This window comes from Pseudomonas sp. UBA2684, from assembly GCA_002354655.1.
Classification (GTDB): Bacteria; Pseudomonadota; Gammaproteobacteria; order Pseudomonadales; family Pseudomonadaceae; genus Aquipseudomonas.
Genome location: DELY01000053.1, coordinates 23,783 through 43,664 on the forward strand (window position 1 = coordinate 23,783; position 19,882 = coordinate 43,664).

The 19,882-nt window shown below is 62.8% G+C and carries 15 protein-coding genes; 8 read left to right on the forward strand and 7 right to left on the reverse strand.

The window, feature by feature from the left end:
* Positions 1-135 precede the first annotated feature (135 nt).
* The gene (locus B3M58_RS20420) at positions 136-534 is read left to right on the forward strand and encodes an NINE protein (RefSeq protein WP_296222002.1); all 399 of its coding nucleotides are present in this window, start codon (positions 136-138) and stop codon (positions 532-534) included.
* Positions 535-679: 145 nt separating this feature from the next.
* On the opposite strand, the gene B3M58_RS20425 is transcribed toward B3M58_RS20420, so the two are convergent.
* The 7 genes from B3M58_RS20425 to gshB form a co-directional block, all read right to left on the reverse strand.
* Positions 680-1,951, reverse strand: coding sequence for a dihydroorotase (locus B3M58_RS20425; RefSeq protein ID WP_296222004.1), 1,272 nt, complete (start codon positions 1,949-1,951; stop codon positions 680-682).
* Positions 1,951-2,961, reverse strand: coding sequence for an aspartate carbamoyltransferase catalytic subunit (locus B3M58_RS20430; protein ID WP_296222005.1), 1,011 nt, complete (start codon positions 2,959-2,961; stop codon positions 1,951-1,953). The genes B3M58_RS20425 and B3M58_RS20430 overlap by 1 nt, the downstream gene beginning before the upstream one ends.
* 10 nt (positions 2,962-2,971) lie before the next feature.
* A complete protein-coding gene (pyrR, locus tag B3M58_RS20435; protein WP_296222006.1) occupies positions 2,972-3,478 on the reverse strand; it encodes a bifunctional pyr operon transcriptional regulator/uracil phosphoribosyltransferase PyrR in 507 nt (168 codons plus the stop codon).
* A 79-nt stretch (positions 3,479-3,557) separates the two neighbouring features.
* Entirely contained in the window at positions 3,558-4,004 is a 447-nt protein-coding gene (gene ruvX, locus B3M58_RS20440; RefSeq protein WP_296222007.1) for a Holliday junction resolvase RuvX, read from the reverse strand.
* Positions 4,004-4,573, reverse strand: a complete 570-nt coding sequence (locus B3M58_RS20445; RefSeq protein ID WP_296222009.1) for a YqgE/AlgH family protein — start codon at positions 4,571-4,573, stop codon at positions 4,004-4,006. The genes ruvX and B3M58_RS20445 overlap by 1 nt, the downstream gene beginning before the upstream one ends.
* Before the next feature lie 79 nt (positions 4,574-4,652).
* Entirely contained in the window at positions 4,653-5,549 is an 897-nt protein-coding gene (locus B3M58_RS20450) for an energy transducer TonB (protein WP_296222011.1), read from the reverse strand.
* A 56-nt stretch (positions 5,550-5,605) separates the two neighbouring features.
* Complete coding sequence (gshB, locus tag B3M58_RS20455; RefSeq protein WP_296222013.1) at positions 5,606-6,568, reverse strand: glutathione synthase; 963 nt, start codon at positions 6,566-6,568, stop codon at positions 5,606-5,608.
* Positions 6,569-6,806: 238 nt separating this feature from the next.
* Here gshB and pilG point away from each other — a divergent pair, with 238 nt between their 5' ends.
* The 7 genes from pilG (at position 6,807) to B3M58_RS20490 (ending at position 19,862) form a co-directional block, all read left to right on the forward strand.
* Complete coding sequence (pilG, locus tag B3M58_RS20460; protein WP_296222014.1) at positions 6,807-7,214, forward strand: twitching motility response regulator PilG; 408 nt, start codon at positions 6,807-6,809, stop codon at positions 7,212-7,214.
* Positions 7,215-7,262: 48 nt separating this feature from the next.
* Positions 7,263-7,628, forward strand: coding sequence for a twitching motility response regulator PilH (pilH, locus tag B3M58_RS20465; RefSeq protein ID WP_090446512.1), 366 nt, complete (start codon positions 7,263-7,265; stop codon positions 7,626-7,628).
* A gap of 48 nt (positions 7,629-7,676) precedes the next feature.
* Positions 7,677-8,213 (forward strand): chemotaxis protein CheW, encoded by a 537-nt coding sequence (locus B3M58_RS20470; protein WP_296222018.1) that lies wholly within the window; start codon positions 7,677-7,679, stop codon positions 8,211-8,213.
* 84 nt (positions 8,214-8,297) lie between these two features.
* Positions 8,298-10,343: a methyl-accepting chemotaxis protein gene (locus tag B3M58_RS20475; protein ID WP_296222021.1), complete on the forward strand. Its 2,046-nt coding sequence runs from the start codon at positions 8,298-8,300 to the stop codon at positions 10,341-10,343.
* A gap of 68 nt (positions 10,344-10,411) precedes the next feature.
* Positions 10,412-11,269, forward strand: coding sequence for a CheR family methyltransferase (locus B3M58_RS20480; RefSeq protein ID WP_296222023.1), 858 nt, complete (start codon positions 10,412-10,414; stop codon positions 11,267-11,269).
* 239 nt (positions 11,270-11,508) lie between these two features.
* Positions 11,509-18,846 carry an Hpt domain-containing protein gene (locus tag B3M58_RS20485; RefSeq protein WP_296222026.1) on the forward strand — a complete coding sequence of 2,446 codons (7,338 nt, stop codon included), beginning with the start codon at positions 11,509-11,511 and terminating at the stop codon, positions 18,844-18,846.
* A complete protein-coding gene (locus tag B3M58_RS20490) occupies positions 18,843-19,862 on the forward strand; it encodes a chemotaxis protein CheB (RefSeq protein ID WP_296222029.1) in 1,020 nt (339 codons plus the stop codon). Before B3M58_RS20485 ends, B3M58_RS20490 begins: the two co-directional genes overlap by 4 nt.
* Positions 19,863-19,882: the final 20 nt, after the last annotated feature.

Genomic DNA, 19,882 nt, shown 5'->3' on the forward strand with positions numbered 1-19,882 from the left:
TATATACAGTATTGTGGATTGCCCGGCCGGCTTCAAGCGGTTCGTTGCGTAAAGCCTGCCGACGGATTTCCCCTCCACTGGAAACCTCGCGTAGATTGAGGCGTCAGATAGATCTCATGCCAGCAGGAGGCAGACATGCAGCGACAAGATACCCATAGCAAACTCATCGGTTACTTACTGTGGATCTTCGGATTTCTCGGGGCGCACCGCTTCTATTACGGCAAGCCGGTCACCGGAACCATCTGGTTTTTCACCCTCGGTTTGTTGTTCGTCGGCTGGATCATTGACCTGTTCTTGATCCCGGCGATGGACCGCGAGGCAGACCTGCGCTTTACCGCCGGCGAAACCGACTACAACGTCGCCTGGATTCTGCTGACCTTCCTCGGCATTTTCGGTGTGCACCGCATGTACCAGGGCAAGTGGATCACGGGAATCATCTACCTGTTCACCGGCGGCCTGTTCCTGATCGGCGTGCTCTACGATTTCTGGACGCTGAATACCCAGGTGTCGCTGAAGAACGCGGCGCGCGGGTAAACCGCTGCGGGTGGGCAAGGCTGTGCCATGCCCACCCCGGAGGTTTCTGCGAGTAGGGCGGGGATGCCGAAGGCTTGTCCGCCGCAATCACGCGCAATCCATGCAAAAGCCCGCCGATTGGCGGGCTTTTGCATGGGCGTATGGTTCAGGCCTGGTAGCTGATATGCCCGTCGACCAGGGTGTAGCGCACGGCGCCGGGCAGGCAGTGGTCGATGAAGGGGCAGTTGGCGCCTTTGGAATACCAGCGCTCGCCCGCCACGGTCGACGCTTGCGGATCGAACAGCAGAATATCCGCGGGCGCGCCAGCCGCCAGGCGTCCGGCCGGCAGGCGCAGGGCGTTGGCCGGGCCGCTGCTGAGACGGGCAAGCAGGGTGGGCAGGTCGAGCAGGCCGTCCTGCACCAGGCTCATGGCCAGCGGCAGCAGCAGTTGTACGCTGCTGATGCCCGGCTCGGTGGCGCCGAACGGCGCCAGTTTGGCATCGCGCTCATGGGGCTGGTGGTGGCTGGCAATCGCCGCGATCACTCCGCTCTTCACTGCGTCGCGCAGGCCGTCGCGGTCGGCGCGGGTGCGCAGCGGCGGTTGCACGTGATACAGGCTGGAGAAGTCGATCAGCGCCTCGTCGGTGAGGATCAACTGGTACAAGGCCACATCGGCGCTGACCGGCAGGCCGCGTGCCTGGGCGGCAGCAATCAGCTCGGCGCCACGGGCACTGGTCAGCTGGCTGAAGTGCGCGCGCACGCCGGTTTGTTCGACCAGCAGCAGGTCGCGGGCCAGGGCCACGGTCTCGGCGGTTTCCGGAATGCCCGGCAGGCCGAGGAAGCTGGCGGTGGCGCCTTCGTGAGCCAGACCGCCTTCGGCCAGGTCATGGTCCTGGGAGTGGAAGATCACCGTCAGGTCGAAGGTCGCCGCATATTCCAGGGCGCGGCGCAGGGTACGTACGTTGCGAAAGCTGTCCAGGCCGTTGCCGAAGGCCACGCAGCCGGCGTCGCGCAGCGCCACCAGCTCCGCCAGTTGTTCGCCTTCCAGGCCCTTGCTCAGCGCGCCGATGGGGAACACTTTGGTGTGCCCGGCTTCGCGGGCGCGGTCGAGAATCAGCTCGGCTACCGCCGGGGTGTCCAGCACCGGCTTGGTGAACGGCGGGCAGCACAGGCTGGTGACGCCGCCGGCCGCCGCAGCCAGGGTTTCCGTGGCAATGCTGCCTTTACGGCTGTAACCCGGTTCGCGCAGGGCGACGTTGAGGTCGACCAGTCCGGGGGCGGCGACCAGACCGTTGGCGTCGATGGTTTGCTCGGCGACGAAGCCGGCCGGGGCTTGGCCGATAGCGGCAATTTTGCCGCCTTCGACATAGATATCGGCGAGCTGATCGAGGCTGCTGTTGGGGTCGATCACTCGGGCTCCGAGGATACGGATACGCATCAGTTCTGCTCCTCGGCATCTTGATTGAGTTGGCGCTGGGCGGTCTGCCCGCTCATGGCCATGGACAGCACGGCCATGCGGATGGCGATGCCGTAGGTGACCTGGTTGAGAATCACCGATTGCGGGCCGTCGGCCACCGCCGACTCGATCTCCACGCCGCGATTGATCGGCCCCGGGTGCATGACCAGGGCGTCCGGCTTGGCCAGCTTGAGGCGTTCTTCGGTGAGGCCGAACAGGCGGTAGAACTCGCCTTCACTGGGCAGCAGGCCGCCGGTCATGCGCTCGCGCTGCAGGCGCAGCATGATCACCACGTCGACGTCTTTGAGGCCTGCCGCCATGTCGCTGTAGACCGTCACACCGTACTGCTCGATACCCACCGGCAATAGGGTTTTCGGCGCGATCACGCGGATGTCCGGGCAGCCGAGGGTCTTCAGCGCGAGCATGTTCGAGCGCGCCACCCGTGAGTGCAGGATGTCGCCGACGATGGCCACCGAGAGGTTTTCGAAGCTGCCCTTGTGCCGGCGGATGGTCAGCATGTCGAGCATGCCTTGAGTCGGGTGAGCATGGCGGCCGTCGCCGCCGTTGATGATCGCCAGGTTCGGGCACACGTGCTCGGCAATAAAGTGCGCCGCGCCGGAGTCGGCGTGGCGCACCACGAAGATGTCGGCGGCCATGGCTTCGAGGTTACGCAGGGTGTCGAATAGCGTCTCGCCCTTGCTGGTGGAGCTGGTCGACACGTTCAGGGTGATGACGTCGGCAGACAGGCGCTGGGCGGCCAGTTCGAAGGTGGTGCGGGTGCGCGTGGAGTTCTCGAAGAACACGTTGCACACGGTCTTGCCGCGCAGCAGCGGGACTTTCTTCACCGCGCGTGCGCCGACTTCGAGGAAGGAGTCGGCGGTGTCGAGGATTTCCGTCAGCAGCTCGCGCGGCAGGCCGTCGAGCGAGAGGAAGTGGCGCAGTTGGCCTTGGTCGTTCAGCTGCAGCGGGCGCCTGGCGGCTATGGTCGTCATCTGGCGAGTCTCAGTGGGCAAGCGTCTGGAGTTCGAGGGTCAGCGGCGTGGGGCCGGTCAATTTTACCCGCTGATCACTGGCCAGCGACAGGGTGGCGCCAACCACGTCCGGGCGGATCGGCAGCTCGCGGGCATTCAGGTCGAGCAGGCTGACCAGGGTTACGCTGGCCGGGCGGCCATAGTCGAACAGCTCATTGAGCGCGGCGCGGATGGTGCGGCCGCTCATCAGCACGTCGTCGATCAGTACCAGGTGCTGGCCTTCGATCTCGAAGGGTAGTTCGGACGGTTGCACCTGCGGGTGCAGGCCGTTCTGGGTGAAGTCGTCCCGGTAAAAGGACACATCGAGAATGCCCAGCGCGTCCTGGCGACCTAGCGCTTCCAGCAGCGCCTGAGCGACCCAGACGCCGCCAGTGCGGATGCCGATAAAGCGCGGTTCGCCGATCTGCCGTTGGTTGAGGTGGTCGATCAGTTCCGCGGCCATCTGCGGCAGCAAGTCGGCGGGGTTGGGTAGACGCATTGCAAACTCCTTGTGTGCAGGTCGTGTGAAAACCGCGGCGCATCGGTGATGCGGGGTTTTTAGCCGCCCCGTGATGTGGTTATCGACTCGGGCTGTTGTCGGCCAGCCAGCCTTCGAGCAGCAGGGCGGCGGCCAGCGCGTCGACCGGGCGTTCGCGGTAACCGCTGTTCTGCCCGTGCTGCAAGCGTTCGCCTTTGGCGGCGTAGGTGGTCAGGCGTTCATCGTGGGTGTGTACGGGCAGGTTGAAGCGGCCGTTTAGGCGGCGGGCGAATTTTTCCGCGCGCTCGCTCATCTCGCTAGGCGTGCCGTCCATGTGCAATGGCAGGCCGACGACGATGGCATCGGGTTGCCATTCGTTGACCAGCGCCTCGACCTTTTGCCAGTCGGGCACGCCGTTTTGCGCTTTCAGTACGCAGAGTTCGCGGGCCTGGCCGGTGATGACCTGGCCGACCGCCACGCCGATCTGTTTGCTGCCGTAATCGAAGCCGAGCAACAGGCGCAGCGGCTTTGCCTTCGCGTCGGCCATCAGGCGTGCCCGGCTTGCGAAGTGAGCAGGCTGAGGTTGATGCCTAGACGCGCAGCGGCGGCATTCAGGCGCTGGTCGAAGGGCAGGTCAAAGAGAATGGTGTTATCCGCGGGGCAGGTCAGCCAGGCATTGTCGGTCAGCTCGTTTTCCAGCTGGCCGGCTTCCCAGCCGGCATAACCCAGGGCGATCAGGTATTTTTCCGGACCAATGCCGTCGGCGATGGCGAACAGCACGTCTTGCGATGTGGACAAGCCCAGTTCGCCCAGTTCCAGGGTCGCCTGAAACTGCGGACCGGCCGGGTGCAGGACAAAGCCGCGGTCGGTCTGTACCGGGCCGCCGGAGAAAATCGGCAGGCTTTGGCAGCGCGCGGGCGGCTCGGTTTCAGGGCGCAGTTGCTCGAGCACATCGGCCAGGTTGAGGCCGTTCGGGCGGTTGATCACCAGGCCCATGGCGCCTTGTTCGTTGTGCTCGATCAGGTAGGTGACGGTCTGCGCAAAATGCGGATCGGCCATGTGTGGCATGGCAATCAGGAAGTGATGCTTGAGGTAGCTGGGGCTGGCGTCTTTCATGCCCGTTAGCTTAAAGCCTGTGGCCTGAGCCGGGAAGCCAAACCGCTAATCGGTGCTGCGGTTTGCCAGGCATGGCCGGCTAGTTGCTCGACAGGCGGTCGCCGCGCTCGAACCGCCAAGTGCGGATGATTTCCAGGCGGTCGACATCGGCCAGGTCGCCGGTAAAGGGCGCGAAGGGTGCGGCGAGGCGCACGATACGCTGTGCTGCCTGGTCGAGCAGGCTATGGCCGGAGGATTCGAGTACCTGGACTTCATATAAGGTGCCGTCGCGGTTGATCGACACCAGCAAGCGCAGGTTGCCATAAATCTGTTGGCGGCGAGCGTCGTCCGGGTAGTTGAGGTTGCCGATGCGTTCGACCTTCTTGCGCCACTCGTCCTTATACCAGGCGCCTTTGTCGCGCATGGTCGAGGCGGCGTTGAGGCGGTGGATCTTCGGGCGTTTGGCGTATTGCTGAATGTCCTGAGCCAGTTCGGCTTCCAGGCTGGCAATTTCTGCCGATAACTGCGCGCTGTCGAACACCGGTGCCGGACGCACTTGTGGGACTGGCTTGCTTTCTTCGCGCTTGACTGGGGTTTTTTGCGGCTGCGGGGCGCGGGTGGCGACGGCGGCTTTTGGGGCTTCCTGGCGAACCGCGGGTTGTTGCGGGGCGGCCGGCGGGGTCACGCGTTTGACTTGGGTGTCCTGGAATAGCGCCTGCTCGGTGGTCTTGGGCGCGGCCTTGTGTTCCAGGGTGCCGCTACCTTGCTGGTTGTCTTGGGCGAGGAAGTCGGCCTCTTTGGGCTTCTCCTCACTCTTGAAGGTCGACAGGGTGATTTCCAGGGTTTTGCTGATCTGACTGGGCTCGGCCAGGGTGAAGCCCAGGCCGAGGATTAGTGCGGCATGCAGCGCCGCCGCGAGGAACAGGGTGAAGCCCAGGCGATCCGCCGGGCGGACGCCGGTGGGGAGCGAATCGGGTGGGGTAGCGGCTGCGTTCATCGTGTTCGGGGTCAGCTCAGGTTGCCGCGCAGTCTGCCGAGGGCTCATGCAAAAGTCTATGAAGCACTGCGCGCATTGAGCTTCTCGGCAATCTTATCCATCAAGCGTTCGCCGATGCGCGTATCGAAGGCCGCATCGATCTCGCGGATGCAGGTCGGGCTGGTCACGTTGATCTCGGTCAGGTGCTCGCCAATCACGTCCAGACCAACGAACAGCAGGCCTTTCTCGCGCAGGCTCGGACCGACTGCGGCGGCAATCTCGCGGTCGCGCTCGCTCAATGGTCGCGCTTCGCCGCGGCCACCTGCGGCCAGGTTGCCACGGGTCTCGCCGGCAGCCGGGATGCGCGCTAGGCAGTATGGCACCGGCTCGCCGTCAATCATCAGAATGCGCTTGTCGCCGTCCTTGATCGCCGGCAGATAGCCTTGCGCCATGATCTGCTGGGTATCGTGGGCGGTAAGGGTCTCGAGAATCACCGAGAGGTTGGGGTCGCCCTCGCGGTGGCGAAATATCATCGATCCGCCCATGCCATCGAGGGGTTTGAGAATGATGTCACGCTGCTCTTTGGCAAACTCGCGCAGAATGTCGGATCGACGGCTGACCAGGGTCGGCGGTGTGTACTGGGGAAACTGGGTAGCAAAGAATTTTTCGTTGCAGTCGCGCAGGCTCTGCGGCCGATTGACCACCAGCACGCCGGCTTGCTCGGCTTGTTCCAGCAGATAGGTGGAGTAGACGAACTCGTTGTCGAAGGGCGGGTCCTTGCGCATCAGGATCACGTCCAGCTCGCTCAACGGCATGTCCTGCTCGTCGCCTAGCTCGAACCAGCGTTGCGGGTCGTTGAACACCTTGAGTGCACAGGTGCGCGCGCGGGCCTGGCCCTTGGCCTGGTAGAGATCCTTCTGCTCCATATAGAAGAGGGTCCAGCCGCGTGCCTGGGCGGCCAGCAACATGGCCAGCGAGCTGTCTTTCTTGAAGGCGATCTGGGCGATGGGGTCCATGACTATGCCGAGGCGAACGCTCATGGGGATTCTCCGTGAAGGGCGGCAACTAAAGGGGGCCGAGGCGGCGTGTGGCGCCAGGGTGGCGCTGAGCGGCCGGGTGGTCAAGGAAAAAACCTTGCCCTTCCGCGGCTTATAGCTTGCATGTAGAGAGTGTGCTAAAAAGGCCCGACGATTGGGTTGCAGCCCATCGGTGGCAGGGCCTCAGGCGCACTGATATAACGCAAAAATAACGACTCACCGAGGCGATGGTAGGGCAAACATGGAACAGCATTCCGAAGGTTTGAGGGTGATGGTGATCGACGACTCTAAAACGATTCGTCGTACCGCAGAAACCCTACTAAAGAAGGTGGGTTGCGAGGTGATTACCGCGGTAGACGGCTTCGATGCTTTGGCAAAGATTGCCGATACCCACCCGAGTATCATTTTTGTCGACATCATGATGCCGCGGCTCGATGGCTATCAAACCTGTGCCCTGATCAAGAATAACAGTGCTTTCAAATCCACCCCGGTGATCATGCTGTCCTCTAAGGACGGTTTGTTCGACAAGGCCAAGGGTCGCATCGTCGGCTCCGATCAGTACCTGACCAAGCCCTTCAGCAAAGAAGAGCTGCTCGGTGCGATCAAGGCGCATGTGCCCGACTTTACCCCGGTGGAACAAGCATCCTGACGTCTGGCTGGACAGCCTTAGACGCCTCTTCATGTATTGGGAAACACCATGGCTCGAATTCTGATTGTTGATGACTCGCCGACCGAGATGTACAAATTGACTGCCATGCTGGAAAAGCACGGTCATCAAGTGCTCAAGGCGGAAAATGGCGCGGACGGCGTTGCTCTGGCGCGCCAGGAAAAGCCCGATGCGGTACTGATGGACATCGTCATGCCTGGCCTCAACGGCTTTCAGGCGACCCGTCAGCTGACCAAAGATGCGGACACCAGCCACATCCCGGTGATCATCGTCACCACCAAAGATCAAGAAACCGACAAGGTCTGGGGCAAGCGCCAAGGCGCGAAAGACTACCTGACCAAGCCGGTCGACGAAGAGACACTGCTGAAAACCCTGAATGCGGTATTGGCCGGCTGATAATGCCGTGCAGGTCCGTAATTAAATAAGAAGAAGGCCACGGTTGGCATGTCGGACGCGCAGACTCCCTTTCAAACCCTCCTCGGAATCGACCAGCGTTGTCGATTGCTGGCGGCTGGCCTGCCTTCGCAGCAGTCGGCTGTACAGACCTGGAGCGGTATTGGTTTTCGCATGGGCGAGCGCTTGTTCGTCGCGCCGATGGGTGAGGTCGGCGAAGTGCTGCATGAGCCGCGTCATACCTTGTTGCCCGGCGTGAAAAACTGGGTCAAGGGTGTGGCTAACGTGCGTGGCCGGTTGCTGCCGGTGATGGATCTGTGTGGTTTCTTCGGCAATGAGCTGTCGCCACTGCGCAAGCAACGGCGGGTGCTGGTGGTCGATCACCAGGATGTATTCGCCGGCCTCACGGTCGATGAAGTGTTCGGCATGCAGCATTTCCCAGTGGACACCTTCTCCGAGCAGCTGCCGCCGCTCGAGGCGTCCATTCAGCCATTCATTCACGGTGTCTTTCAACGCGAGCAGCCCTGGTTGGTGTTCAGCCCACATGCGCTGGCCCAGCATCCGGGGTTTCTCGATGTGGCGTATTAACAGCTTTTCGGTTGGGTCGGCTTTGCCGGCCTTTTGGCGTTACATGGGAACCGTAGTGCGGTCGGTCCAGGCGGGGGCCAGTTAATGAAAAAACTAAATACAGGCAATCTATTCGCGGGTACGCGCAGCAGTACGCTGATCGCAGGACTGTTTATCGTCCTGATCGTTTCCATCGTGCTGTTGTTCGCCAACTTCGCCTACATCAACACCCAATCGAACTACGATACGGAATACATCAGCCACTCCGGTGAGCTGCGGGTTCTGTCCCAGCGTATCGCCAAGAACGCCACCGAAGCGGCGGCGGGCACCTCGGAGGCGTTTGGGTTGTTGCGCGATGCGCGCAACGACTTCCAGACCCGTTGGGGCTACCTGACCGACGGTAACGAAGAGGGCGGCGTGCCGCCTGCTCCGGAAGCTGTGCAAGCGCAGATGGCTGCCGTGCAGCAGGATTGGGACAGCCTGCGGCAGAATACCGATGCCATTCTGGCCAGCGAACAAACCGTTCTTTCCCTGCACCAGGTAGCCGCCACGTTGGCGGAAACCATTCCGCAGTTGCAGGTCGAGTACGAAGAAGTGGTCGACATCCTGCTGGAAAGCGGCGCGCCCGCGGCCCAGGTTTCGGTCGCTCAGCGTCAGTCGCTGCTCGCCGAACGTATCCTTGGTTCGGTGAACAAGGTGCTCGCCGGTGACGACGATTCGGTACAGGCCGCCGACATGTTCGGTCGCGACGCCAGTCTGTTTGGTCGCGTACTGGCAGCGATGCTCGAAGGCAACGCGGCGATGGAAATCGCCCAGGTGAACGACGAGGAAGCCCTCGAACGTTTGGCGGAAATTTCCGAACTCTTCGAATTCGTTTCTGGCTCGGTGGACGAGATTCTCGAAACCTCGCCGGAACTGTTCCAGGTGCGCGAGTCGGCCAACGGCATCTTCAGCGTGTCGCAGACCCTGCTGGACAAGGCCTCGGAGCTGGCTTCCGGCTTCGAAGACCTGGCCGACGGTCGTGCCCTGAATACCCTGATCGGCTATGTGCTGGGCGCTCTGGCCTTGGGCTCGATCATCCTCATTGGTATCGTCATGGTGCGTGAAACCAACCGCCGCCTGAGCGAGACCGCCGAGAAGAACGAACGTAACCAGGCGGCCATTCTGCGTCTGCTCGATGAAATCGCCGACCTCGCCGACGGTGACTTGACCGTGGCCGCGACGGTAACCGAAGACTTCACCGGCGCCATCGCTGACTCCATCAACTACTCCATCGACCAGCTGCGTGATCTGGTCGCAACGATCAACCTGACCGCCGTTCAGGTGGCGGGTGCCGCCCAGGAAACCCAGGCCACGGCGATGCACCTGGCTGAGGCTTCCGAGCACCAGGCCCAGGAAATTGCCGGCGCATCGGCGGCGATCAACGAAATGGCCGTGTCGATTGACCAGGTATCGGCGAACGCCTCGGAATCCTCCGCGGTAGCGGAACGTTCCGTAGCCATCGCCAACAAAGGCAACGAAGTGGTGCACAACACCATCACCGGCATGGATAACATCCGTGAGCAGATCCAGGACACCTCGAAGCGGATCAAGCGCCTCGGTGAATCGTCCCAGGAGATTGGTGACATCGTTAGCCTGATTAACGACATTGCCGACCAGACCAACATCCTCGCACTGAACGCCGCGATCCAGGCCTCCATGGCCGGTGACGCAGGCCGAGGCTTCGCCGTGGTAGCGGACGAAGTACAGCGCCTTGCTGAACGTTCCTCTGCCGCAACCAAGCAGATCGAGGCGCTGGTTAAGACGATTCAGACCGACACCAACGAAGCGGTTATCTCGATGGAGCAAACCACCTCCGAAGTGGTGCGCGGTGCTCGTCTGGCGCAGGACGCCGGGGTGGCCCTGGAAGAGATCGAGAAGGTATCCAAGACCCTCGCGGCCTTGATCCAGAACATCTCCAACGCGGCGCGTCAGCAGGCTTCGTCGGCCGGTCACATCTCCAACACCATGAACGTGATCCAGGAGATCACCTCGCAGACTTCATCTGGTACCACCGCCACCGCCAAGAGCATTGGTAACTTGGCCAAGATGGCCAGTGAGATGCGTAAGTCGGTGTCCGGCTTTACCTTGCCGGACGGGGAGCAGGCTTAAGCGAGCGCGGCACGGCGGTCCGTAAGGGGCGCCAGCCGAAGCCCATGGCCATGAGCGAGGGGCACACCATGCAGTCAGGCGTCTGGGCCTTGCAACCCTTGGTGGACATGTCCGCCGCGGAGTTTCGTGCTTGGCAGGCGTTGCTCGAAGAGCGTACTGGAGTGGTTATCAGTGAGCAGCGTCGGGCGTTTCTGCAGACCAACCTGAGTGCGCGCATGCGTGAGCTGGGGGTGGCGGATTACGCCAGCTATTACAGCCAGGTGACCAATGGCCCACGCGGTGCGGTGGAGTGGTCGACCTTGCTGGATCGTTTGACCGTGCAGGAAACCCGTTTTTTCCGCCATCGACCGTCTTTCGAAGTGCTCGAAAGCTACCTGCGCGAGCGTCTGGCGCAAGGTCTGCAACGGCCGTTGGAGTTGTGGAGTGTGGGCTGTTCAAGCGGTGAAGAGCCGTATTCGCTGGCGATCAGCGCCGCTGAAGTATTGCGCGATACCGAGCAGCCCGAGCACTTTGGCGTGACCGGCACTGACATCAGCCTGAACGCCCTGAGCAAGGCGCGCGATGGCCAGTATGGTGCGCGCAAGTTGGAACAGATGGACACAGACCTGTGTCAGCGCTATTTCGCGACCCAGGCCGATGGACGCTTCAAAGTAGTGCCGAGCCTGGCGGCGCGTGTGTGTTGCGCCAAGCTTAATGTGCTGGAACTGGCGAAGGCGCCAATGTCCGGTATGGATGTCATTTTTTGTCAGAACTTGCTGATCTATTTTCGTCGCTGGCGTCGCCGCGAGATCCTCAATCGCCTGGCCGAGCGCCTGGCACCGGGTGGTCTGCTGGTGGTGGGGGTCGGTGAAGTGGTCGGTTGGCAGCACCCGGAGTTGCTCCCGGTGGCCGACGAGCGAGTGCTGGCGTTTACCCGCAAGGGATAGCAGGCCGTTGAAAAATGTAGGCGAGGCAGCCAGTGCAAGGCGCAACGACCAACGGGAGTAACAGCCGAAGGGCGAGCGCCAGCGAGTCAAAACAGGCGAGGACGCGACTGGGGTCGCATTCGACTTTACGAGCGGTAAATGGGGCTCGCATCCGAGCCTGCTTTTAACGCAGCGATGGCAACGCAGGTAGTTTTTCAACAGCCTGATAAGGCAGAGCCAAGTATATGAGTGGAGTGGCTATGGGTGATCGGCACGACTATGTCGCCCTGGAGTGGGTCAAAGGCGAAATCGCGGAAACCCTGAAGCAGGCGCGCCAAGCCCTGGAGGCGTTCGTCGAGAACCCGCAGGATCCGACGCGCATGCGCTTCTGCCTGACCTACGTGCACCAGGTTCACGGCACTCTGCAGATGGTGGAGTTCTACGGCGCAGCGTTGCTCGCCGAAGAGATGGAGCACCTGGCCCAGGCGCTGATGGAAGGCCGCGTGACCAACCAGGGCGAAGCCCTGGAAGTGTTGATGCAGGCGATTCTGCAGCTGCCGGTGTACCTCGACCGCATCCAGACTGCGCGGCGCGACCTGCCGATGGTGGTACTGCCGCTGCTCAACGATCTACGTGCGGCCCGTGGCGAGAAGCTGCTGTCGGAAACCAGCCTGTTCTCCCCCGATATGTCCGGGCGCATGCCGGCGTTGTCCGTCGAGTCCCTGGCCGAGCTGCGCACGGCGGAACTGCCGGTGCTGCTGCGCAAGCTGCGGCAGATGCTGCAAATGGCCTTGGTCGGGGTGATCCGCAACCAGGACCTGGCGACCAACCTGGGTTACATGGCGCGGGTGTTTGCGCGCCTGGAAAACCTTTGTAAAGACGCGCCGCTTGGGCCGTTGTGGCAGATCGCCTCGGGCCTCGTCGAGGGGTTGGCCAATGGCAGCGTGGTCAACGGCACGTCGATGCGCACCCTGTTGCGTCAGGTCGACAAAGAGCTCAAGCGACTGTCGGAACAAGGTGCGGATGGGATTAACCAGGCCGCGCCCGATGAACTGACCAAGAATCTGCTGTTCTATGTGGCCAAGGCGCCCGCGCAGTCGCCACGTATCCGCACCCTGAAAGAGCAATACCGCCTCGACGACGCCCTGCCGGACAACGAGGTGGTCGACGAAGAGCGGGCCCGCCTGGCCGGGCCGGACCGCGATGCCATGCGTTCGGTGGTCGGTGCCCTCTGCGAAGAGTTGGTGCGGGTCAAGGACAGCCTCGATCTGTTCGTACGCAGCGATCGTCAGCAGGTCAGCGATCTGGAGACCTTGCTGGCGCCGCTCAAGCAAATCGCCGACACCCTGGCGGTTCTGGGTTTTGCCCAGCCGCGCAAAGTCATCGTCGACCAGATCGACGTGGTGCATGGCCTGTCCCTGGGCAAGCAAGAGCCAAGCGATGCGGTGTTGATGGATGTCGCGGGGGCGCTGTTGTATGTCGAGGCGACCCTGGCCGGAATGGTCGGCCCTGCGGAAGACGGGGGCCGCGAAGAGAGCCACCTGCCGACCACCGATGTCGCGCAGATTCACCAGCTGGTGATCAAGGAAGCGCGCAACGGCCTGGAGCAGGCCAAAGACGCGATCATCGAATTTATCGCCTCGCAGTGGAACCACGAACACCTGGCCCGTGTGCCCGAGCTGTTGACCCAGGTGCGTGGCGGTCTGGCGATGATTCCGCTGGCGCGTGCCGCGGAACTGTTGAATGCCTGCAACCGCTATATCCAGGAACAGCTGCTGGCGCGCAAGGCCGTGCCGAATTGGCAGAGCCTCGACACCCTGGCCGATGCGATCACCAGCGTCGAGTACTACCTGGAACGCTTAGCCGAAGATCACGCCACCCAGGGTGACCTGATTCTCGACGTGGCTGAGGAAAGCCTGGAGAGCCTGGGCTATCCGCTGAAAGAAAAACCTTCGATTCTTGACCGCGTCGAGCCGTTGCCGGAGCCTCCGGCACCGCTTGCCGATCCCCTGCATGACATCGAAGTGTTGGCCGACGAACCGCTCGACAGTGAGTGGTCGAGCGACGCGCTGGACGATTCCACGCCAGCGCTCAGCCTTGAGCCGGCAGACGAACTGAGTAGCGCATTTGCCGAGTTGGACGGTACGGCCGCCGAGCCGGTGGTGTCGTCACTCGTCACTGACCCGTCGCTGGAAACCGATCTGCAAGCGCTTGACTTCAGCGTCGAGTTGCCGGATGACGCCCCCCTGCCAATGCTGGAGTTCAGCGAAGAGCCGGGCCTGCCGTTCAGTGGCGAAGAGCTGCAACTGGACGAGCTGAGTCTGGACGAACTGAACAGCCCGGCCAATTGGGATGAAGCCGAACTGGCATCGTTGGAGCTGCCGGACATCGAGTTGCCGAGTGCGCCGGAAATTTTTGCCGAGCCGCTGGCACCGGTGGAAAAACCGCTGTCGATGGCCGATGTGATGGCCGCGCCGGTGCAAGCGATCAACCCTCCGGCGCATGACGTGCCGCCGAGTTTACTGCCGCCACCGGCCGACGAAGAGCCGATTGATGACGAGTTGCTGGAAGTCTTCATCGAGGAAGCCGGCGAAGTGCTGGAAACCATTGCCGAGTACTTGCCGCAATGGTCCGTAAACCCTGATAACAAAGAGGCCCTGAGCGAAGTGCGCCGCGCCTTCCACACCCTCAAGGGCAGTGGTCGGATGGTCCGTGCACTGGTGATCGGCGAGCTGGCCTGGTCGATCGAAAACCTCTTCAACCGCTTGCTCGATCGCAGCATCCAGCCGAGTGCCGAGGTGCAGCAGGTGGTTGACGACGTCGTCGCGCTGATGCCGGCGTTGGTTGACGAGTTTGCTGCCAAGGCCCAGCGCCAGCGCGACGATGTCGACCTGCTGGCCGCGGCCGCCCACGCCCTGGCGAAAGGCCAACACCTCCCAAAATCTGACGCCCCGGCTGCATCGGTAGCCGAGCCTGCGGGCGAACTTGAGGCTGCCGCAGCTGTGGATGACGACGCCGAAGTGCTCGATGGCGAGCTCCTCGACAGCGAGCCTCTCGATGGCGAGCCCCTCGATCCGCAGCTGTTGGAGATTTTCCGCAACGAGGCGGAAACCCATCTCGATACCCTGGTGGGTTTCCTTACCGATTGCGCCCAGGAACTGCCGCAACCGGTTACCGACGACTTGCAACGTGCCCTGCATACGCTCAAGGGCAGCGCCTACATGGCCGGTATTCTGCCGGTGGCGGAGATTGCCGCACCGCTGGAAAAACTGGTCAAAGAATTTAAAACCAACCTGATCCCCATGGATCTGGCTGAAGCCGAACTGTTGAGCAGCGCCGAGAAACTCTTCCGGCTTGGCTTGGGCCAATTGGAAAACCGGCCGCTGGCGCCGTTGCCTGGCGCGGTAGAGTTCCTCGAACGTGCGCACAAGCTGCACCAGGAACGTCTGGAAACCGCGGAAAACAACCGTAAAGGTGAGCAGGGCGAAACCCGCGATCCGCAACTGATTGGTATTTTCCTCGCCGAAGGCATGGACATTCTGCTGGACGCCGAAGATTTGCTGCGCCGTTGGCGCGAGCATCCGTCGGAGCGCCAGGAGCTCAGTGCCCTGCTGGACGAGTTGACGACCCTTGGGCGCGGCGCGGAAATGGCCGAACTGCCGCAGATCGACGAGCTCTGCGAAGCCTTGCTTGACCTCTACGGCGCCGTCGAAGAGGGCAGCCTGGCCGTCAGCGAGCGCTTCTTCAGCGAAGCCGAACAGGCCCATGAAGCGCTGATCAGCATGATGGATCAGGTCGCCGCCGGGTTGCAGGTCAGCGCTGAGCCGGCGCGTGTCGAAGCGCTGCGCGCCCTGCTCGGTGAGGCGCTGGATCCTCGTGCCCTGGCGCTATTGTCCAGCGACGGCCAGGCCGGACTGGAGATTGTCGAGCTGGATGAGGCCACGGCGGCACTCGAACGGCATCAATGGTTGCGCGAGACGGCGGCTGAAGCGTCAAGCGATCTCGACGTGCAAGTCGCCGAAGAGGCGCCGAGCCAGGCATTCGAAGGCTTCTCGTCCGAGGCCGAGTCGACCGGCCCCGCCACCGTCTACGAGGCGCTGGATGAGGAGATGGTGACGATCTTCCTCGAAGAGGCGGTGGATATTCTGGAAAGTGCTGGCCAGTCGCTTGAGCGCTGGTTGGCCGAGCCTGACAACAAGGCCGCCCTGTCGTCGCTGCAGCGTGACCTGCATACCCTCAAGGGTGGCGCGCGCATGGCCGAGATTCGCCCGATTGGCGACCTGGCCCATGAGCTGGAATCCTTGTACGAGGGCTTGGTGGATCGGCGCTACAGCCATTCCCCGCAACTCGCCGGCCTGCTGCAACAAAGCCACGACTGCCTGGCGCTGCTGCTTGAACAGCTGCAAAGCCGCGCCGAGCTGCATCAGCCGTTGGCGCTGATCGAGGCGATTCGAAATTTCCGCCAAGGTGGGGCGCAGAGCTTGTCTGCCGCCGTGGCGCAGCCCGAGACTGATTTCGAAGCCGAAGCCGAAGCCGAAGCCGAAGCCGAAGCCGAAGCCGAAGCCGAAGCCGAAGCCGAACTTGCGCTTGAAGAGCCGCAAGACCTTGCGGCGCTGCCCTTGGCGCAGGTCGACGATGAAGCGATCGTTGACGAACCCGCACAGGCATATGAGGTCGAGCCGCTGACCGCCCTGGCGGCGCACGTCGCGGCCGATGCCGTCGATCCTGCGGCGCCGACGGCCGAGGATAGTCCGCCATCGGCAGTGCCTGTGGTCGAGGAGGAGCGCGACGAAGAGTTGGTAGAAATCTTCCTCGAAGAAGGTTTCGACATCATCGACAGTTCCGGCGCCGCGTTGCAGCGTTGGATGGACGACGTCGACAACAGCCTTGAACTGGAAGCCCTGCAACGCGACCTGCATACCCTCAAGGGCGGTGCGCGGATGGCGGAGATCCGCGAGATCGGCGATCTCGCGCATGAACTGGAATTCCTCTACGAAGGGCTGTGCGGGGGGCGTTTGCGGGCCAGTCAGGCCTTGTTCGGTCTGCTTCAGGCCTGCCACGATCGCCTGGCCGAGATGCTCGACGCGGTGCGCGGCAAGCGTCCGGTACCGAGTGGCGACGCGCTGATCGAGACGATCAAACGCTTCCGCGCCAACCCCGATGAACAACTGAGCATGCCGTCCGCGGTGCAGCTCAAGGCGGCGCTCGCCAGCCAGAATGAGGATGACGCCGAGTCGGACATCCTCGATATTTTCCTGGAAGAGGCCGACGACCTGCTGGAGTCCATGGAGGCCGCTATCGGCCGTCTGGAGGACGGCCGCGAGGATGGCGGTGCACTCGATGATTTGCTGCGCATCCTGCACACCCTCAAAGGCGGTGCTCGCCTGGCTGGGCAGAAACGCCTGGGTGATTTGAGCCACGATTTGGAATCGCACCTGACGGACGCCCAGCAGCAAGGCGCGCCGTGGCCGGAAAGCTTGTTCCTCGACGTGCAGTCCGGTTTCGAAGGGCTGCAGAAGGAGCTCGACCAACTGCGCCAGCGCCTGCACGACAGCCTGGCTGCGGAAAGCGCGGAGCCGGTGCAGGGCGAGGCCGTTGTGGCGCCGACGCAATTACCGAGCCTGGCCGCGCCGATTATTGCCGCCAGTGATCGGCCGACTCACGAACTAGTAGCCAAGGTGCTGCCGTTCGTCCGTCGTGCCGAAGAGGCGGCCCAGGAAGCCGCGTCCCGCCGAGCTCCGCAAGAGCTGGTCAAGGTGCCGGCGGAGTTGCTTGAGGGTCTGGTTAATCTGGCGGGTGAAACCTCGATTTTCCGCGGTCGGGTCGAGCAGCAGGTCAGCGACTTCGGTTTCACCCTGAGCGAGATGGAAGCCACCATCGACCGCGTGCGCGATCAGTTGCGGCGCCTGGATATCGAAACCCAGGCGCAGATTCTCAGCCGCTACCAGGCCGAGGCCGAACGCGCCGGCTATGAAGATTTCGACCCGTTGGAAATGGACCGTCACTCGCAGTTGCAGCAACTGTCGCGCGCGCTGTTCGAGTCGGCCTCCGACTTGCTCGACCTGAAGGAAACCCTGGCCACGCGTAACCGCGATGCGGAAACCTTGTTACTGCAACAGGCGCGGGTCAACACCGAATTGCAAGAAGGCCTGATGCGCACCCGCATGGTGCCGTTCGACCGTCTGGTGCCGCGCTTGCGTCGTATCGTGCGCCAGGTGGCGGGCGAACTGGGCAAGCAAGTCGAATTCGTCGTCGGCAACGCCGAGGGCGAGATGGACCGTACCGTGCTGGAGCGTATCGTCGCGCCGCTGGAGCATATGCTGCGTAACGCGGTCGATCATGGCATCGAGCCGGCGGCAGTGCGTCGCGCTGCCGGCAAGACCGAGCAGGGCACCATCCGCCTGAGCCTGGGTCGCGAGGGCGGCGATATCGTCCTCAGCCTGGCCGACGACGGTGGCGGCATTAAGCTCGAGGCGGTCAAACGCAAGGCCATCGAACGCGGCCTGATGGATGCCGACTCGGACCTGACCGATCACGAAGTGCTGCAGTTCATCCTCGAAGCGGGGTTCTCCACCGCCGAACAGGTGACGCAGATTTCCGGGCGGGGCGTCGGCATGGACGTGGTGCACTCCGAGGTCAAGCAACTCGGCGGCTCGATGAGTATCGACTCGACGCCCGGCGTCGGCACCACCTTCCTGATTCGTCTGCCGTTCACCGTGTCGGTCAACCGTGCGCTGATGGTGCTGTCCGGCGAAGACCTGTACGCCATTCCGCTGAACACCATCGAAGGCATCGTGCGGGTTTCGCCGTACGAGCTGGAAGCTTACTACGCACCCGATGCGCCGCGTTTCGAGTACGCCGGGCAAGCCTATGAGTTGCGCTACCTGGGCGACCTGTTGAACAACGGTCAGCAGCCCAAACTGGTCGGTCAGAGCCTGCCGTTACCGGTGATCCTGGTGCGCTCCAGCGAGCACGCGGTGGCGGTGCAGGTCGACTCGCTGGCCGGCTCGCGGGAAATCGTGGTGAAGAGCCTCGGCCCGCAGTTCGCCGGGGTGCACGGTATCTCCGGTGCGACCATCCTCGGTGACGGCCGCGTGGTGGTGATTCTCGACCTGCTGGCGACCATTCGCGTGTTGCACGCGCACTTGCTCAACCAGTTGCAGCCGCGTCTGGCCGGGCATACGGCGACGGCGGCGGAAATCGAAGCGGATCGGCCGACCCTGGTCATGGTGGTCGACGACTCGGTCACCGTGCGCAAGGTCACCAGCCGTCTGCTCGAACGTAACGGGATGAACGTGCTGACGGCCAAGGATGGGGTGGATGCCATCTCGCAGTTACAGGAGCACAAGCCCGACATCATGTTGTTGGATATCGAGATGCCGCGCATGGACGGTTTCGAAGTCGCCACTCTGGTGCGCCACGACGAGCACCTGAAAGACCTGCCGATCATCATGATCACCTCGCGTACCGGTGAGAAGCACCGTGAGCGGGCCATGGCCATCGGGGTCAACGAGTACCTCGGCAAGCCGTATCAGGAGTCGTTGTTGCTCGAAACTATTTCGCAACTGGTGGATCGCCACCCGGCCAAACGGACATGACTGAAAAAAGCGCGGCACGTATCGCAGTGATTGCCGACACCTCGTTGCAGCGCCATGTGCTGCAACAGGCGTTGACCGGCAGCGGCTATCAAGTGGTGCTCAACAGCGACCCGGCGCGTCTGGATGAAGCAATGCTGTGCGCCTGCGAAACCGATTTGTGGTTGGTCGACCTGGCGCAGTCGGACGACTCGCCGCTGGTCGATAACCTTATGGAGCGCGCCTTGGCCCCGGTGCTGTTCGGTGAGGGGCATGCCCCCGAGCGGCACTCCGAGAATTACCCACGCTGGGAGCGGCGGCTGTTCGGCAAGTTGAAAAAACTGGTCGGCGACCCGTCGCAAGCGGTAGGCCCGAGCTTGCAGGCGTTGCTTGCCGAGGCGCAGCGCCCATCGCGCCTGGACTTGCCGCAAGTGCTGGCGGATACGCCATTGGTGGCGGGTGAGCCTGCCCGCCAAGTCTGGCTGTTGGCGGCTTCGCTCGGCGGCCCGGCGGCGGTAAAAGCCTTTCTCGATGCTCTGCCGGGCGGTTTGCCGGTGGGTTTTATCTATGCCCAGCATATCGACGCCAGCTTCGAGTCGGCGTTGCCGCAAGCAGTCGGTCGGCACAGCCAGTGGCACGTCAACCCGGCCCGGCATGGCGATCCGGTGCGCTGCGGCGAAGTGGTGGTGGCACCGATCAGCCGCGAATTGGGCTTTAGCGACGAAGGCACGATGCAGGTCAGCGAGCGTGCCTGGCCTGAGCCCTACAGCCCGTCGATCGATCAGATGATGCTCAACCTGGCGCAGCACTACGCCGGGCTCTGCGGGGTCATCGCGTTCAGCGGCATGGGCAGCGATGGCAGCGCCGCGGCCGCTTATGTGCGGCGCCAGGGCGGCACAATCTGGACCCAGCGCGGCGATACATGCGCCAGTCCGAGCATGCCGGACAGCCTGCGTGAGGGTGGTTACAGCAGTTACAGCGCCGACCCGCGCGAGCTGGCCGAGGCATTGGTCAATCACTTGGCCGAGCAATGCAGTTGATGGTGATGTCCGTTCCCTCA

Excerpts from the sequence above, each read along its gene's own strand:
- B3M58_RS20420 (WP_296222002.1), top strand. The coding sequence starts at position 136 with ATGCAGCGACAAGATACCCATAGCAAACTCATCGGTTACTTACTGTGG.
- B3M58_RS20425 (WP_296222004.1), bottom strand. The coding sequence starts at position 1,951 with ATGCGTATCCGTATCCTCGGAGCCCGAGTGATCGACCCCAACAGCAGC.
- B3M58_RS20430 (WP_296222005.1), bottom strand. The coding sequence starts at position 2,961 with ATGACGACCATAGCCGCCAGGCGCCCGCTGCAGCTGAACGACCAAGGC.
- pyrR (WP_296222006.1), bottom strand. The coding sequence starts at position 3,478 with ATGCGTCTACCCAACCCCGCCGACTTGCTGCCGCAGATGGCCGCGGAA.
- ruvX (WP_296222007.1), bottom strand. The coding sequence starts at position 4,004 with ATGGCCGACGCGAAGGCAAAGCCGCTGCGCCTGTTGCTCGGCTTCGAT.
- B3M58_RS20445 (WP_296222009.1), bottom strand. The coding sequence starts at position 4,573 with ATGAAAGACGCCAGCCCCAGCTACCTCAAGCATCACTTCCTGATTGCC.
- B3M58_RS20450 (WP_296222011.1), bottom strand. The coding sequence starts at position 5,549 with ATGAACGCAGCCGCTACCCCACCCGATTCGCTCCCCACCGGCGTCCGC.
- gshB (WP_296222013.1), bottom strand. The coding sequence starts at position 6,568 with ATGAGCGTTCGCCTCGGCATAGTCATGGACCCCATCGCCCAGATCGCC.
- pilG (WP_296222014.1), top strand. The coding sequence starts at position 6,807 with ATGGAACAGCATTCCGAAGGTTTGAGGGTGATGGTGATCGACGACTCT.
- pilH (WP_090446512.1), top strand. The coding sequence starts at position 7,263 with ATGGCTCGAATTCTGATTGTTGATGACTCGCCGACCGAGATGTACAAA.
- B3M58_RS20470 (WP_296222018.1), top strand. The coding sequence starts at position 7,677 with ATGTCGGACGCGCAGACTCCCTTTCAAACCCTCCTCGGAATCGACCAG.
- B3M58_RS20475 (WP_296222021.1), top strand. The coding sequence starts at position 8,298 with ATGAAAAAACTAAATACAGGCAATCTATTCGCGGGTACGCGCAGCAGT.
- B3M58_RS20480 (WP_296222023.1), top strand. The coding sequence starts at position 10,412 with ATGCAGTCAGGCGTCTGGGCCTTGCAACCCTTGGTGGACATGTCCGCC.
- B3M58_RS20485 (WP_296222026.1), top strand. The coding sequence starts at position 11,509 with ATGGGTGATCGGCACGACTATGTCGCCCTGGAGTGGGTCAAAGGCGAA.
- B3M58_RS20490 (WP_296222029.1), top strand. The coding sequence starts at position 18,843 with ATGACTGAAAAAAGCGCGGCACGTATCGCAGTGATTGCCGACACCTCG.